At 74.3% G+C, this 15,580-nt stretch carries 13 protein-coding genes; 7 read left to right on the top strand and 6 right to left on the bottom strand.

The window, feature by feature from the left end; translation table 11 throughout:
* The first annotated feature begins 6 nt into the window (after positions 1–6).
* The 6 genes from BLU95_RS08505 to BLU95_RS08480 all read left to right on the top strand — a co-directional run bounded on the left by BLU95_RS08505 (position 7) and on the right by BLU95_RS08480 (position 5,349).
* Positions 7–651: an amino acid ABC transporter permease gene (locus tag BLU95_RS08505; protein ID WP_093859455.1), complete on the top strand. Its 645-nt coding sequence runs from the start codon at positions 7–9 to the stop codon at positions 649–651.
* Positions 648–1,517 carry an amino acid ABC transporter permease gene (locus BLU95_RS08500; protein WP_093859454.1) on the top strand — a complete coding sequence of 290 codons (870 nt, stop codon included), beginning with the start codon at positions 648–650 and terminating at the stop codon, positions 1,515–1,517. Before BLU95_RS08505 ends, BLU95_RS08500 begins: the two co-directional genes overlap by 4 nt.
* Before the next feature lie 140 nt (positions 1,518–1,657).
* Entirely contained in the window at positions 1,658–2,572 is a 915-nt protein-coding gene (locus tag BLU95_RS08495; RefSeq protein ID WP_093859453.1) for a LysR family transcriptional regulator, read from the top strand.
* Between the two features lie 197 nt (positions 2,573–2,769).
* A complete protein-coding gene (locus BLU95_RS08490) occupies positions 2,770–3,336 on the top strand; it encodes a cysteine dioxygenase family protein (protein ID WP_093859452.1) in 567 nt (188 codons plus the stop codon).
* Positions 3,337–3,343: 7 nt separating this feature from the next.
* Positions 3,344–4,402 carry a YeiH family protein gene (locus BLU95_RS08485; protein WP_093859451.1) on the top strand — a complete coding sequence of 353 codons (1,059 nt, stop codon included), beginning with the start codon at positions 3,344–3,346 and terminating at the stop codon, positions 4,400–4,402.
* 239 nt (positions 4,403–4,641) lie between these two features.
* Positions 4,642–5,349 carry a spermidine synthase family protein gene (locus tag BLU95_RS08480; RefSeq protein WP_093859450.1) on the top strand — a complete coding sequence of 236 codons (708 nt, stop codon included), beginning with the start codon at positions 4,642–4,644 and terminating at the stop codon, positions 5,347–5,349.
* A gap of 62 nt (positions 5,350–5,411) precedes the next feature.
* Here the strand turns inward: BLU95_RS08480 and BLU95_RS08475 are convergent, their stop codons facing one another.
* The 4 genes from BLU95_RS08475 to BLU95_RS08460 form a co-directional block, all read right to left on the bottom strand.
* Positions 5,412–7,718 carry a glycoside hydrolase family 18 chitinase gene (locus tag BLU95_RS08475; protein WP_197698733.1) on the bottom strand — a complete coding sequence of 769 codons (2,307 nt, stop codon included), beginning with the start codon at positions 7,716–7,718 and terminating at the stop codon, positions 5,412–5,414.
* A gap of 382 nt (positions 7,719–8,100) precedes the next feature.
* Positions 8,101–10,131, bottom strand: a complete 2,031-nt coding sequence (locus BLU95_RS45000) for a hypothetical protein (RefSeq protein WP_093859449.1) — start codon at positions 10,129–10,131, stop codon at positions 8,101–8,103.
* Between the two features lie 144 nt (positions 10,132–10,275).
* Complete coding sequence (locus tag BLU95_RS08465; protein ID WP_159424826.1) at positions 10,276–11,256, bottom strand: TetR/AcrR family transcriptional regulator; 981 nt, start codon at positions 11,254–11,256, stop codon at positions 10,276–10,278.
* 33 nt (positions 11,257–11,289) lie between these two features.
* Complete coding sequence (locus BLU95_RS08460) at positions 11,290–11,799, bottom strand: NUDIX hydrolase (protein ID WP_093859448.1); 510 nt, start codon at positions 11,797–11,799, stop codon at positions 11,290–11,292.
* Positions 11,800–11,885: 86 nt separating this feature from the next.
* Here BLU95_RS08460 and BLU95_RS08455 point away from each other — a divergent pair, with 86 nt between their 5' ends.
* The gene (locus BLU95_RS08455; protein ID WP_093859447.1) at positions 11,886–13,106 is read left to right on the top strand and encodes a serine hydrolase domain-containing protein; all 1,221 of its coding nucleotides are present in this window, start codon (positions 11,886–11,888) and stop codon (positions 13,104–13,106) included.
* Positions 13,107–13,142: 36 nt separating this feature from the next.
* Here BLU95_RS08455 and BLU95_RS08450 read toward each other — a convergent pair whose 3' ends face one another.
* Both BLU95_RS08450 and exaC read right to left on the bottom strand, forming a co-directional pair.
* Positions 13,143–13,466 carry a nuclear transport factor 2-like protein gene (locus BLU95_RS08450; protein ID WP_093859446.1) on the bottom strand — a complete coding sequence of 108 codons (324 nt, stop codon included), beginning with the start codon at positions 13,464–13,466 and terminating at the stop codon, positions 13,143–13,145.
* Positions 13,467–13,763: 297 nt separating this feature from the next.
* Positions 13,764–15,287 (bottom strand): acetaldehyde dehydrogenase ExaC, encoded by a 1,524-nt coding sequence (gene exaC / locus BLU95_RS08445; RefSeq protein WP_093859445.1) that lies wholly within the window; start codon positions 15,285–15,287, stop codon positions 13,764–13,766.
* Positions 15,288–15,580 lie beyond the last annotated feature (293 nt).

Here is a 15,580-nt window from a genome sequence, read left to right as displayed (position 1 = left end):
CGGGCTGTGAAGACGCTGACCGACAACTGGTCGACCTACTGGGAGGGCTTCCTCGGGACCCTCTCGCTGTTCGTGGTGAGCGCGGTGCTGGCGCTGGTGCTCGGGGTGCTGATGGCGAGCTTCCGGGTCTCGCCGGTCAAGCCGCTGCGGGTGTTCGGCACGGCCTGGGTGACGCTGCTGCGCAACACCCCGCTCACCCTGCTGTTCTTCATCGTGGTGCTGGGTCTGCCGCGCTTCGACATCACCCTGCCGTTCTTCACCTTCGCGGTGCTCGCGCTCGGCTGCTACACCTCGGCCTTCGTCTGCGAGGCGATGCGCTCGGGCGTGAACACCGTGCCGGTCGGCCAGGGCGAGGCGGCGCGCAGCCTGGGCATGACCTTCGGCCAGACGATGGGACTGGTGGTGCTGCCGCAGGCGTACCGGTCGGTGGTGGCCCCGATCGGCAGTGTGATGATCGCGTTGGCGAAGAACACCGCGATCGCGGGCTCGTTCAGCGTCACCGAGCTGCTCGGCACCTACCGGACCATCAACGAGCTGGGCTACAGCATCGTCTGGACCTTCGTGTGGATCGCTGTCGGCTATCTGATCATCACCCTGGCCGTCAGTCTCGTGTTCAACCTGCTGGAACGACGAGTGGCGGTGTCGCGATGACGGCGGAATCCTCGGCGCTCTACGACATCCCGGGCCCGAAGGCACTCGCCCGGCACCGGCTGTACGGCGGGATCGCGCTGCTGGCGATCGCCGCGCTGCTCGGCTGGATCGTCTACATGCTCTTCCACACCCAGCAGTTCACCGAGTCCAAGTGGATGGCCTTCGAGTACAAGGGCGTCCAGGAGCTGCTGCTGCGCGGGCTCGGCAACACCCTCGAGGCCTTCGGCTGGACGGTGCTGTTCGCGCTGCCGTTCGGCGCGCTGTTCGCCGCCGGGCGGCTCTCCGACCACCGGCCGGTACGGATGCTGTCCACGCTGGTGGTGGAGTTCTTCCGGGCCATGCCGCTGCTGGTGATGATCTTCTTCATCTTCGTCGCGCTCCAGGTCGCCCCGCTCTGGGCGCTGGTGGCGGGACTGGTGCTCTACAACGGCTCGGTGCTGGCCGAGGTGTTCCGGGCCGGGGTGCTGGCGGTACCCAAGGGGCAGCGGGAGGCGGCCTTCGCGCTCGGCCTGCGCAAGACCCAGGTCATGGCGTACGTACTGGTGCCGCAGGCCAACCGGGCGATGCTGCCGGCCATCATCAGCCAACTGGTGGTGGCGCTCAAGGACACCTCGCTGGGCTTCCTGATCACCTACGAGGAGTTCCTGCACGCGGGCAAGCTGATCGCCACCAACCTGGACTACGACCTGCCGTTCATCCCGGTGGTGATGGTGATCGCGCCGATCTACATCGGCATGTGCCTGCTGCTGTCCTGGTTCGCGCGCTGGGTCGAGCGGCAGAGCCGGCGCCGGCCGAGCATGCGGGGCGGGGCGCCGGTGGCCGACGCCGAGGTGGCGATGGGGCTGCCGCCGACCGCGCAGCGGTGATGGCGCGGCCCGGTCCCGCCGGGGGCGCGAGGGGTGTCCGGGTCCGGTGTGAACCATAGGTGCGAACGAGGGTCGGATCGGTACCTCCAAACTCTGCTTATGATTGCCGGGCATGGGCACGGCGGCCGGGCGGAGGCACAGTGGAGCCGGTATTCGACTCGCGGCACATCCGGACCTTCCACGAGGTCGTCCGGGCCGGTTCCTACTCGGCGGCGGCCCGCGAACTCGGCTACACCCAGCCCGCCATCACCCAGCAGATGAAGGCCCTGGAACGCACCGTCGGCCTGCCGCTGTTCACCCGGGCCGGGCGCGGACTGCGGCTCACCGAGGCCGGCGAGGCGCTCTCCCGGCACGCCGAGCAGATCCTCGGCAGCCTCTCCGCCGCCCAGCAGCAGCTGGCCGCGCTGGCCCGGCTGCGCGCCGGACGGGTCCGGGTCTGCGCGTTCCCGAGTGCCAACGCCACCCTGATACCGGAGACCATGGCCCGGCTGCTCGCCGAGCACCCGGGCGTCCGGGTCGAACTGCTGGAGGCCGAGCCGCCCGACTCCGTGCAGCGGCTGCTGCGCGGCGAGTGCGACATCGCGCTGGCCTTCCGCTATCCCGGCGCGCCCGCCGAGGTGCCGCCGGAGCTGGACGAGATCCCGCTGATGGAGGACCTGCTGACGGTGCTGCTGCCGGTCGGCCACCCGCTCGGCCGGCGGCACGCCGTCCGGCTCGCCGACCTCGACGGCGAGCGGTGGATCGCCGGCTGTCCGCGATGCCGGGCGAACCTCCTGCACGTCTGCGCGGAGGAGGGCTTCGCGCCGGACATCGTGTTCTCCACCGACGACAACCTCGCGGTGCAGAGCCTGGTCGCCGCCGGTGTCGGGATCGCGCTGATGCCGGCGCTGGTGCTCTCCTTCATGTGCCACCGCAAGGTCACCGGCCGGGCCGTGGAACCGCATCTGCGGCGGCAGGTCAGCGCGTACGTGCTCCGCGAGCACCGCCGGATCCCCGCCACGGCCCTGGTGCTCGACCAGCTGCGCCAGGCGGCGGCGGCCCGGGTCGGCTGCTGAGCCGGGCGACCGGGCGTCGGGCCGGGGCCGGTCGGACCCGTTCCGGCTGGACCCCGCGCCGTCGGACCCCGCGCCGTCGGATCCCGCCCCGTCGGATTCTGTCCCGCCGAACCCGGTCCGATCGATAAGCACTGGTTGGGGGAGGGTGAAAGAACCCTCCTTGGACGTGATAGGTCGCGCGGGGCGACGCTACCGTCATGACAACGTCAGCCACGGTCGGCACCGGCCGGCTCACCGAGCGCATGAGCGCCCTCGTCGGCGAGATCCGCGCCGTGGTGGACCGCGGCCTGCCGCCGGAACTCACCGCGTACCTGGTCGGCGAGCGCCTCGCCCCGCACCTCGGAGACAGCGAGCTGCTCACCGCCGAGCAGCGCGAGGGCGACCCGGACCGCTACCGCCAGCACGTCCTCCACGCCGAGGAGGACGGCTCCTTCTCGGTCGTCGCGCTGGTGTGGCTGCCCGGCCAGCGGACCCCGATCCACGACCACGTCTCCTGGTGCGTGGCCGGCGTCCACCAGGGCCAGGAGAGCGAGACCCGCTACCGGCTGGTGTCCGACGGGCGGACCGCCCACCTGGTGGAGACCGAGCACGTGGTCGGCCCGGCCGGCACCGTCGCCGCGTTCGCCCCGCCCGGCGACATCCACCTGGTCCGCAACGCGTGCGGCTCCACCGCGATCTCCGTCCACGTCTACGGTGCCGACGTCGCCAAGCTCGGCACCAGCATCCGGCGCGTCTACCGGCTGCCCGCCGGGGAACAGCGGTGAACCCCGAATGGCCCTGACCCTCCGGGACCGCCGGGTGCGGCCGGTCCGCACCCGCGTCCTGCCCCCGCTCGGCGGCGACGCCCCCGGCCTGCTGCTCGCGGTGCTCGGCGTGGCCGCCGCGATCGCGGTCCACCAGGCCGTCCCCGCCGTGCCCAAGCTCACCGCCGCCGTCGTGCTCGGCATCGCCGCCGCCCACCTGCCCGGGCTGCGGCCCGTCGTCCGCGGCATCGCCCGCCCCGGGCTCTCGACGGCCGGCAAGCGGCTGATGCGGATCGGCATCGTGCTGCTCGGCCTCAAGCTGAGCCTCGACGACGTGCTCGGACTCGGCTGGGCCACCGTCGCGATGGTGCTCACCGTGGTCGGGGCCACCTTCGCCGGCACGCTCTGGCTCGGGCGGCGCCTCGGGCTGCCCGGCGACCAGCCGCTGCTGGTCGCCACCGGCTACTCGATCTGCGGCGCCTCGGCGATCGGCGCGGTCAGCCAGGCCGCCGGCAGCGAGGAGGAGGACGTCGCCGCCTCGGTCGCCCTGGTCACCCTCTGCGGAACCCTGGCGATCGCCGTCCTGCCGCTGCTCCAGCAGCCGCTCGGGCTCGACCCCAGCGGCTTCGGGCGCTGGGTCGGCGCCAGCGTCCACGACGTCGGGCAGGTGGTCGCCACCGCGCAGACCGGCGGCGCCGGAGCGCTGCGCGAAGCGGTGCTGGTCAAACTGATGCGGGTGGTCCTGCTGGCACCGCTGGTCGCCGGGGTCGCGGTGGCCGTCCGGCGTTCGCACCGGCGGGCCGGCACCGCGCCGACCGCAGGCAAGCGGCCGCCGCTGCTGCCGCTGTTCGTGGCCGGCTTCCTGGCCATGATCGTGCTGCGCACCACCGGGATACTGCCCGAGCGGGCCCTCGCGCTCGCCGGGGACACTCAGGAGCTGCTGCTCGCGGCCGCCCTGTTCGGGCTCGGCAGCGCCGTCCACCTGCCGACCATGGTCCGGACCGGTGGCCGGATCGCTCTGCTCGGACTCGGTTCCTGGCTGGTGGTGGCCGGGGTGTCGTACGCCGGAGTGCTGATCACCACGTAGATCGGGCACCACGTGGATCGGGCAGCACGTGGATCGGGCAGCACGTGGATCGGGCAGCACGTGGATCGGGCACCACCTGGACCGGGCACCACGCACGTCGGGCACCGGGTAAATCCGGCGCCCACCGCGGCCGACTGGGTTATCGTCGGGCGGGTGGTCGGCCTCGGGGCGTGTTCGCACGCGCCCTCGGAGGCCGTCCCGCGTGTCCGTGACCCCGACTCCGCGGAGGAACCCGCCGCATGTACAGCGCACCGCCCGAACGGGACGGCACCGCCGCCGTCGTCACGCTGGACCGGCGAGAGGGTCCGTTCGGGGAAGTGGCGCTGCGCCGGCGCGGGCGGGACTACGAGATCGTCGCCAACGGCTGCTTCCTGATGGACACCGCCGACGGCCGCTCCGAGCGGCTGCTGATCGGCGTGGCACTGGAGGAGCTGGACCGGACCGGGCCGGTGGCGCGGCCGTCCCTGCTGATCGGCGGGCTCGGCGTGGGGTTCTCGCTGGCGCACGCGGCCGCCGAACCGCGCTGGGGCCGGATCGCGGTCGTGGAGCGCGAGAGCGCGATCATCGACTGGCACCGGGACGGACCACTGGCCGCGTTCTCGGCCGGGGCGCTGGAGGACGAGCGGGTCGAGGTGCTGCACACCGACTTGCTGGAGTACCTGGCCGGGGCCGACGGCGCCCGCTACGACGCGCTCTGCCTGGACATCGACAACGGGCCGGACTGGACCGTCACCGACGGCAACGCCGGGCTGTACGGCGCGGACGGACTGGCGGTGCTGCACCACCGGCTGGAGCCGGGCGGGGTGCTGGCGGTCTGGAGCGCCCGACCGTCCCCGGCCTTCGAGGAGGAGCTGCGGGCGGCCGGCTTCCGCGACGTGGTGACCCACGAGATCGAGGTCGCCCGGGGTGTGCCCGACGCGGTGCACCTGGCCCGCCGCGCGCGGTGAGCGGCACCCCGGCCCGCCCCGCGAGGTGAGCGCGGGGCGGGCCGGGGCGTGGACGGGCGGGGCTACTTGAGGCCGTTGTCCACCGCGGCCATCAGTTCGCCGTTCGGCGTGTCACCGTCGAAGGCCCAGATCATCGCGCCGGCCAGCCCCTGGGACTTGATCCAGGCGGTCTTGCGGGCGATCTCGGTCGGGTCGTCGTAGGAGTAGAACACCGAGCCGTTGTAGATGTAGGCGTACCCGGCGACCGGGTCCCGGTAGATGGTGTAACCACCGCCGGTGGCCATCTGCTTGAGCTTCTTGTAGTCCTCGAAGCCGGCCTCGTAGGTGCCCGGGCCGGGGCCCGTCGCGGTCTGGAAGAGGCCGTTGGTGGTGCCGCGCGGGACGCCCGTCCAGCCGCGGCCGTAGAACGGGATGCCCAGCGTGAGCTTGCTCTTCGGGGCGCCGCCGGAGACGTACGCGCCGATCGCGATCTCGGAGCTGAACTGCCGGGCCGGCGGGTTCGGGTCGCCCGCCGCGACCTTGATCGCGGACTGCTGGTTGGTGACCATCTCCCAGCCGCCGTGGTAGTCGTAGCCCTGGATGGTGGCGAAGTCGAAGGCGCCGAACAGGCCGGGGATGTCGATGCCGGCGGAGACCTTCGCCGGGTCGGCCGGGAGGAAGGCGCTCAGCGTGTAGTGCTTGCCGGTGGTGGCGCCGAGGGCGTCCAGCTGACGGCGGAACTCCTGCGCCAGCAGGGTGTAGTTGGCCTTGTCGGCGGGCCGGAAGATGTTCCCGGTGTGCCCGTCGGAGTTCGGCCACTCCCAGTCGAGGTCGATGCCCTCGAAGATGCCCGCCGCGCTGCCCGCGCCGCCGCGGCCGTCGATCACCGGCAGGTTGCCCTTGATGTACATGTCGATGCAGGAGCTGACCAGCGCCTTGCGGGAGGCGTCGGTGGCCGCCGCGTCGGAGAACCACTTGCTGTACGACCAACCGCCCAGCGAGATCTGGATCTTGAGGTTGGGGTACTTGGCCTTGAGCTGCTTCAGCTGGTTGAAGTTGCCGGCCAGCTTCTGGTCCCAGGTGTCGGTGGTCCCGGCCACCGAGCTGCCCGCGTCCCAGCCCTTGCCGAAGTCGGCCCAGGCGTCACCGGCGCCGTCGCCCGCGTTCGGGTCGTTGTCCGGACCGGCCGCCTTGTTGGTGATGAAGCACTGCTTGGTGCTCGGGTGGATGTTCGCGAAGGCGTAGTTGAGCGTGGTGAGCCGGCCGGCCGAGCCCGAGGTGTCGAGCTGCTTCACGCTGTAGCCGCGGGCGTAGATGCTCCACTGGGTGAAGTAGCCGATCTTCATCGCCGCCGGGTTGCTGCCGCCGGGCTTGGTCTTGCCGGTGACCGGGCCGGAGGCGGGGGAGACGTTGCCGGCCGCGTCGCGGGCCTTGACGGTGAAGGTGTACGAGGTGTCCGGCGCCAGGCTGCCGACGGTCGCGGCGGGGGACGTCACGGTCACGGCCAGCGCGGTGCCGTTGTACACGTCGTAGGCCGTGACGCCGACGTTGTCGGTGCTCGGGGCCCAGCTCAGCGAGACGGAGTTGGCGTCCGAGCCGGTCACGGCGGGGGTGCCCGGAGTGCTGGGCGCCTCGCGGTCGTCGACCGCGGGGCTGGTGGTGGCGCTCACCGGGCCGGCCGCCGCGGAGCGGTTGCCCGCCGCGTCGAAGGCCTGGACGGTGAACTGGTAGGCGGTGCCGGCGGTCAGGCCCTGAACGGTGACGGCGGTGGTGGCGCCGTCGGCGGTGGCCACCTTGGTGCCGCCCTGGAAGACGTCGTAGCCGGTGACGGCCACGTTGTCGGTGCTGGCGGTCCAGGACAGGTCGACCGAGGTCTGGGTGACGGTGCCGGTCCTGAGGTTGCCGGGGACGGTCGGCGCGGTCTGGTCGCCGCCGCTGCCGTCGCACGGCTGGCCGTTGATCTTGCAGTTCTTCAGCGGCTGGTAGCTGCCGGAGTAGGCGATGTTGAAGCCGACGTTGTAGGTGCCGCCGGCCGGCAGGGTCGCGGCCCAGCCGGGGTTCTTCACCGTGACGTGGGAGGCCGAGGTGGTGTAGCTGGCGTTCCAGAGGCCCGCCACGGTGTTGCCGGTCGGGAGGTCGAACTCCAGGGTCCAGCCGTTCACCGGGGCGGTGGAGCCGTTGGTGATGGTGTAGCTGCCCTCGTAGCCGGTGCTCCAGTCGCTGCCCTTGGCGAAGGCCGCGGTGACCGACCCGGCGGCCGCCTCGGCGGCCGAGGCGGCGGCGCGCTCCGCCGCGGCGCTGGCCATGGTGGCGGGGAGGGCGGCGGCGAGGACCGGGACGAGCAGGGTCCCGGCTGCCAGTAGCGGCAGGCTGATCCGACGTCTGCGCATGGATGTGGCTCCTGTCCTGGGGCCCCGGGGCAGGCCCGGACGCCCCGTTACCCGTGGGGAGGTGTCAGGTGCGTGGAGCGGTGTGCTCCGGGCCATGGGGGCGGCGCGGAACCGGTCCTCGGGCCGTCGGGGTGCCACGGAGGATCCTGTGCCGAGGGTAGGGAGCGGACCGGCAACTGGCAATAGGTCTGTACCAGTTGGTGGTCGTGGGCATGACGGACGGCGCCCACCCGGCCGGGCCGCCGCCGGTGGGGCGGCGGGCCGGTGCGGGTGCGCGCCGTCCGGGCCGGGAGCGCCGAGGGCCGGGGGCCGGCGGTCGGGGGTGCCGAGGGTCGGGGGTGCCGGCGGTCGGGGTTGCTGACGGCCTGGGTGCGGTGCGGGCTCAGCCGAAGGGATCGCGCTCCGGCGCCGGGACGCTCGGCGGGGCGGTCGGCGGCGGCGGGACGGACTGCGGGCCGGGCACCGTCGTGCCGAACGGGTCGGCGGCCCGCTCGGCGGCGGTCACCGTACCGAAGGGGTCGGGGGCGGCCGAGGGCTGCGGCGCGGCGGCGGGCACCGCCGCGGTGGGGGGTGCGGCGGCGGGGGTGCCGAGGATCCCGAAGGGGTCGAAGTCCGGGGGCGGCACCATGACGGGCGTGCCCTTGAGGGGTTCCGGGGTCTCGGCGGCGGTCGGGGCGGTGGTGTCGGCGGCGGGGGTGCCGAGGATCCCGAAGGGGTCGAAGTCCGGCGGAGGCACCGTCACGGGGGTCCCCTTCAGGGGTTCCGGAGTCTCGGCGGCGGTCGGGGCGGTGGTGTCGGCGGCGGGGGTGCCGAGGATCCCGAAGGGGTCGAAGTCCGGCGGGGGCACCATGACGGGCGTGCCCTTGGGCGCGGCCGGTGCGGCGGGCGCGTCGTCCGGGATCAGGATCGGCTGCGCAGGGGTCGGGTCGGCGACCGGGGCGAAGGGGTTGAAGTCGGCCGGGGGGACCCGGACCGGGGTGCCGCGCAGGTGCACCGGGATCTCGGCGGACCCGTCCTCGGCGGCGGGCCCGGTCCCGGCGGCGGCCGCGGTCCGGGGCAGGTCCGTGACGGGCGGCAGGTCGGTGACGGGAGGCGTCGCCGGGGCCGCCGGGGCCGCGGTGGGCATCGGCGGCGCCGCGACGGGGGCCGGGGGCGCGGCCGGGTGCGCCCCCGGCGCCGGTTCGGCGGCCGGGACGAGCAGCACGGTGGCGGCGGGCAGCGGGGCGGCCGGAGCGGCGGGGACGCCGTCCCAGCCGAACTGCACGGACTTCAGCAGCTCCGCGAAGACGTCCGTGTACAGCTCCCAGTCCTGCGGTTGCGCGGTGGACAGCTGGACGCAGAGCACCGAGCTGCCGTCCGGCAGCGGGACGAACGCCTCGACCACCGAGGTGACCGCCCAGCGGCGCACCCCGTCGGCGGCCAGCGGGCCCGGGACGGGCACGCTGCGGCCCTCGACCAGGACGGCCGCCGGCCCGGCGGGCAGCAGCACCGTCCAGACCTCGGCGTGCCGTCGTACGGTGGCGAGTTCGGTGGCCAGGCCGGTGATCGGCAGCGGGTGCCGGGCCAGCGAGACGACCAGCGTCGCGTCGGCCGCCCTGCCGTCCACCTGGACCGCCGCGACGCCCGCGTAGACGGCGCCGGAGGCGGTGACGACGTCGGCCAGGGCGGCGGTGATCAGCGCGAACTCACGGCGGTCGGCCGGGGCGGTGCCGCCGAACAGCTCCTCGGCGGTCTCGGTCAGGTGGGTCGTCAGCTCGGCGGCGGCCGCGCCGGTGGCCGGGGCGATCCCGCGGCCGGTCGGGATGCCGTCCACGGGGCCGGTGGACACGGTACGGGCGGAGACCCCGGGCGGGCCGCCGGGAGAGGTGAGGGCGTGGAAGCCCGGCGGCACGACCAGCCGGACCTCGGCGCCGGCGCCGGTCGGCAGCTCGACCGGCTGCCGGGTCTGCTGCCCGGCGGCGAGGGCGGCCAGCGGCGCGGCGAACGCGGGGCGGAGCTTGGGGTCGGCGGGCTCGCCGGTCACCGGGAGGTCGAAGTGCCCGGCGGTGAGGGCCTCCGGGGAGCCGCCCGTCGCGCCCCGGACCGGGCCGGCGGCGCCGTAGCGGGCCAGCAGCCCGCCGATCGCCAGCGGGGCGAGCGCGGCGCCGCTGCCGGGGCGGCCGGTGCCGGCGGTGACCACGGTGCCGAGCCGGCCGACGGCGGTGTGCACCGGGCCGTTGGGCGCCAGCGGCAGCTGGAACAGGGCTTCGGCGGCCGGGTGCGCGGTGGACCGCAGCGCCGTCAGCACCGCTGCGGGGTAGCGCGAGGCGCGGGCGTCGAAGAGCGCGTCGGTGAGGCTGCCGAGGGTCGCGGAGACCCGCTCCGCCGCCGCGAAGGGGTTCGCCTCCGCGCTGAACTGGCCGTCCTGGGTCAACTGTTGAGCCCCCCGCTCTGCTCGCTGTGCGTTCGCTGGTGCGGATCCCGGCCCGAGGGTGCCCGGTGGGCCGTCGGATCCGTGCACATTCCTATCAGAGGCCGCCGACGCGGCAGAACCGGCCGTCCGCGGCGCGGCCCGCGGTCAGAGCCGCTCCCGGGGCTCCTCGGGGGCCTCGTCCGGGACCGGCGGGGCGGCGAGGACCGCGAGGGTGTCGGCCAGGCCGGGGACGGCCAGCAGGCCCGCGAGGTCGCGGACGAGCTTCCCGGTCGGGCCGTCCGGCCGCTCCCCGGCGAAGAAGCCGGCCAGTTCGGCGGCCAGCGCGGGCTCCCGGGCGGCGGTCAGGGTGAGCGAGGCGACGAACTCCTGCACCAGGTGCAGTTGCAGCTCCTCCAGCGGCACCGAGCGGTCGGCCAGCCACTCCAGCGAGGTGATCTCGGCGTTGGCGATCCAGGCCCGGACGGTCAGCCGCAGCCCGGGGCTGGGCGAGGGGAGGGCCAGATGGCCGAGGATCTGCTCGTGCGCGGCCTTCCGGACCTCGTCGATCACCGCCGAGGTGTTGGTGCTGGCGGTCACCGAGCCGCCTCGCAGCAGTGCGGCGAAGCCGGGACCGTGGCTCTGCACGAAGTCCAGGTAGCGGCCCATCACCCGGTACAGCCGTTCGGACAGCGGGCCGTCGGCCGGCTCCTCGAACCGGGCGGACAGCTCCCGGCCGGCCCGTCGCAGCGACTCCTCGTAGATCGCCTGCTTGCCCGGGAAGTAGTGGTAGACCAGGGGTCGGGAGGCGCCGGCGGCGGCGGCGATGTCGTCGATCGACACCTCCTCGGGCGGGCGGTGGCTGAACAGCTCCAGGGCGACGGCGATCAGCTGCTCGCGCCGCTCGTCGACGCTCAGCCGCCGGCGCGGCCGCCCGGTCCTGCCCGGCCCGCCGGTACCTCCCGGCTCGCCCGTCGCGACCGTCCGGCCCGTCGCGACCGTCCGGCCCGCGTCGACCGCCGGGCCCGCGCTGCCCGCCTCGTCGCCCGCGGGTTCCGGTGTGCCGGTCCGCGCGGGCCGCCCGGTGCGCTCCGGACGGTCGCCGCGCACGGGCGCGGAGGAGGGTGCCGACGGCGTGCGGGATGCCATGCGCGCCACCCTATCCGCCCGGCTCGGGCCCGGTCAGGCCCGGTGGTGCTCCAGGTAGCGGCGGTACGCCTCCCGGCCGTCCGGGACGAACTCGTCCCGGGCCAGGCGTTCGGCCAGCTCGGCCGGGGTCAGCCAGGCGTGCCAGGCCACCTCGGACGCCTGCGGGTCCACCGGGCCGTCCCACTCGGCCTCGTGCACGTCGGACCACCAGGAGAGGCCGTCGCCCCGGAAGACGAAGCGGAACAGCGGACGCGGGACGATCCCGCTCACGCCCAGCTCCTCCTCGGCCTCCCGGACGGCGGCCTCCTCGTAGGTCTCGCCGGCGCCCACCACGCCGCCGACGAACATGTCGTGGGCGCCCGGGGCGAACAGCTTGGTGTCGGTGCGCCGGTGCACGAAGATCCGCCCGGCCGGGTCCCGGACCAGGACGAAGACGCAGCGGTGCAGCAGCCCCCGCCGGTACACCTCCCCGCGGGTCTCGGTCCCGATCACCCGGTCGTGCTCGTCGACGACGTCCAGCAGCTCTTCGGCAGGATTGGTCATGACCGACAGGTTAGGGTTTCCGGGCGATTCGCGGACACACGAACGACGGACGAACGAACGACCGACGAGGACGAGGACGGCGCGCGGTGGTGGAGATCTGGGGCGAGACGGCCGGGGGCTTCGAGCCGGTGCGGGAGGCCTTCGCCCGCAACTTCCGGGACCACGGCGAGCTCGGCGCGGCGTTCGCGCTGTACGTGCGGGGCCGGAAGGTGGTCGACCTGTGGGGCGGCGACGCCCGGCCGGAGGTCGGCGGCCGGCCCGCGCCGGCGGTACCGTGGACGGCCGACACCGCGCAGGTGCTGCGCTCGGTCACCAAGGGTCTGACGGCGACCACCGCGCTGCTGCTCGCCGAGCGCGGGCAGCTCGACCTGGACGCCCCGGTGGCCTCCTACTGGCCGGAGTTCGCCGCGGCCGGCAAGGGCGGGGTGCCGGTGAGCTGGCTGCTGTCGCACCGGGCGGGCGTGCCCGCGCTGGACGTGCCGCTGCGCTTGGAGGACGTGCTCACCTGGGAGCGGGCGGCCGCCGCGGTGGCCGCCCAGCGGCCCGCCTGGGAGCCCGGGACGGCCCACGGCTACCACCCGTACACCTTCGGCTGGCTGGTCGGCGAGGTGGTGCGCCGGGTCTCCGGGCGGACCGTCGGGCAGTACTTCGCCGAGGAGATCGCCCGGCCGCTCGGTCTGGACCTGTGGATCGGGCTGCCGTCCGGTGCCGCGCCCCGGGTCGGCCGGCTGGTCGACCTGCCCGCGCCGCCGTCGGCCGGGACCGGGCCGAGCGGTCTGCGGCTGCGGCCCAAGCAGTCGGTCCGGGACGCCTACCAGGACCCGTCCTCGCTGACCGCGCGGGCCTTCGCCTCGGTGCGGCCCGGGGTGGACCTCAACGACCCGGCGGTGCAGGCCGCCGAGATCCCCGGCGCGGGCGGCATCGGCACCGCGCGCTCGGTGGCGCGGTTCTACGCGGCACTGATCGGCGCGGCGGACCGCTACGGCAGCGGCGGCGGGACGCTGCCGCCGTTGCTCGGCCCGGAGGTGCTGGCCCGCGCGGTCGGGCCGGTGGTGAGCGGCCCGGACCGGGTGCTGATCGTCAACTCGACCTTCGGGCTGGGCTTCTTCCGGCACAGCCCGACCGCGCTGATGGCCTCGCCGGCCAGCTTCGGGCACCCCGGCCGGGGCGGTTCGCTGGGCTTCGCCGATCCCGCGCTCGGGATCGGCTTCGGCTACGTCACCAACGGCATGCAGCCCGGGGTCACCGGGGACGTCCGCTCCCGCGCGCTGATCCGGGCGGTGCGGGAGTCGCTCGGGGCGGACTGACCCACCCGGCCGTCCCCGGTGACGGGGAGCCGGAGGTCAGGCCTGGCCGGTCTCGAAGCGGCCGATCCGGCCGTGCTCGACGGTGAAGCGCCAGGCGGTGCGCATCTCGCCCCAGGTCTCGTTGCGGAAGTCGGCGACCAGCGCCCGGCCGCCGTCGGACTCGGAGCGGACCTCCATGTGGCCGCGCACGGTGAAGATCTCCCGGTCGATCCAGTCCTGGAGGTCGCGGTCGGAGCCGTCGTCGGACATCGTGGCGTCGGGGGTGAGCAGGTCGAGGAACGCCTGCCGGTCGCCCGCGTTGATCGCGGTGACGGCGGCGCGCACGGTCGGGTCGGTCAGTTTGGCGGTGGCGATGGCCATCCGGTCTCCCAGGAGTCGAAGCGGTGGGGACTCCTGTTTAGGGCGTCGGACGGGACACGCCGCGCATGTCGGCGGCGCGTCGGGGATTTCCGGTGATTCATGTGCTTACATCCCGATACGGGTGATTTGCCCTCAGGGGTCCCCGAGACCGGGCCACGGGGAGTGGCGTACGGAGTGGGAAGTCGGCCGGACCGACTTCCCACTCCGCATTCCCGCTCCGTCGTTCCGGCACCCGCACCCGCCCCGTCACCCGCCCCCGCCCCGTCGCCGGTGCGGGGCCGCTGCGGGGCCGGTCGGTCAGAACAGGCCCAGGGCCTGCGAGGAGTAGCTGACCAGGAGGTTCTTGATCTGCTGGTAGTGCTCCAGGACGGCCTTGTGGCCCTCCCGGCCGATCCCCGAGTTCTTGTAGCCGCCGAAGGCCGCGTGGGCCGGATAGGCGTGGAAGCAGTTGGTCCAGACCCGGCCCGCCTGGATGGCGCGGCCCGCCCGGTGGGCGGTGGTGCCGTTGCGGGTCCAGACGCCGGCGCCGAGCCCGTAGAGGGTGTCGTTGGCGAGCGCTATCGCGTCGTCGAAGTCCTCGAAGCGGGTGACCGCGACGACGGGGCCGAAGATCTCCTCCTGGAAGATCCGCATCCCGTTGACACCCTCGAAGACGGTCGGCGTCACGTAGTACCCGCCGGCCAGCGCGCCCCCGAGGTCGGCCCGTTCGCCGCCGGCCAGCACCTTGGCGCCCTCGGCCTGGCCGATCTCGATGTAGGAGAGGATCTTGCGCAGCTGCTCGTCGCTGGCCTGCGCGCCGACCTGGGTCTCGGTGTCGAGCGGATTGCCCTGGCGCATCGAACGGACCCGCTCCAGGCCGTCCGCGAGCAGCCGGTCGTAGATCGAGGACTCGATCAGCGCCCGGCTCGGACAGGTGCACACCTCGCCCTGGTTGAGGGCGAACATCGCGAAGCCCTCGACCGTCTTGTCGTAGAAGGCGTCCCGCTCGGCGGCGACGTCGGCGAAGAACAGGTTGGGGCTCTTGCCGCCCAGTTCCAGCGAGACCGGGATGAGGTTCCCGCTCGCGTACTGCGCGATCAGCCGGCCGGTGGTGGTCTCGCCGGTGAAGGCGATCTTCCGGATCCGGTCGCTGGAGGCCAGCGGCCGGCCGGCCTCCAGACCGTAGCCGTTGACCACGTTGAGCACGCCCGGCGGCAGCAGGTCGGCGGTCAGTTCGACCAGCAGCAGGACGGAGGCCGGGGTCTGCTCGGCGGGCTTCAGCACGACGGCGTTGCCCGCCGCGAGCGCCGGGGCGAGCTTCCAGACCGCCATCAGGATCGGGAAGTTCCACGGGATGATCTGGCCGACCACGCCCAGCGGCTCGTGGAAGTGGTACGCCACCGTGTCCTCGTCCAGTTGGGACAGGCCGCCCTCCTGGGCGCGCAGCGCGCCGGCGAAGTAGCGCAGGTGGTCGACCGCGAGCGGCAGGTCGGCGCCCAGGGTCTCGCGGACCGGCTTGCCGTTCTCCCAGCTCTCCGCGACGGCGAGCCGTTCGAGGTTCTGCTCGATCCGGTCGGCGATCCGCAGCAGGACCTGGGCGCGTTCGGCGGGCGGGGTGCGGCCCCAGGCCGGGGCGGCGGCGTGGGCGGCGTCGAGGGCGGCCTCGATGTCCTCGGCGGTGCCGCGGGCGACCTCGGTGAAGACCTCGCCGGTGACCGGGCTGGGGTTCTCGAAGTACTGGCCGAGGACCGGCGGCGTCCACCGGCCGCCGATCCAGTGCTCGTAGCGGGGGCGGTACTCGACGATGGATCCGGGCTGTCCGGGGGGCTGGTAGACCGGCATGCTCTGGTGCCTCCTCGCGCTGTCGGGGCGCCGCACCGGCGCGTGGGCCGGGCGGTGCGCCGGGCCGTGCAGGGCGGCCCGGCGGAGGGTACGGACACACACGCGGGTCGGGCGCGCCCCGCTCCGGGGCCGCCCGCCGAGCAGCACCCTAACCGGCGGGCGGTCGGTTCGGCTACGGTCCGTACGGCGCCCGTCCACGGAGGGTGGCGCATTCCGGCCGTCGCGCTTCCGCCGCCGGCCCTCGCCCGCCGGACGCCGGCGGCGGGCGGTTCCGGCGGCGAGGCGCACCGGGA

This window comes from Streptomyces sp. TLI_053 (genome assembly GCF_900105395.1).
GTDB lineage: Bacteria > Actinomycetota > Actinomycetes > Streptomycetales > Streptomycetaceae > Kitasatospora.
This window is presented reverse-complemented; position numbering and strand designations above follow the sequence as displayed.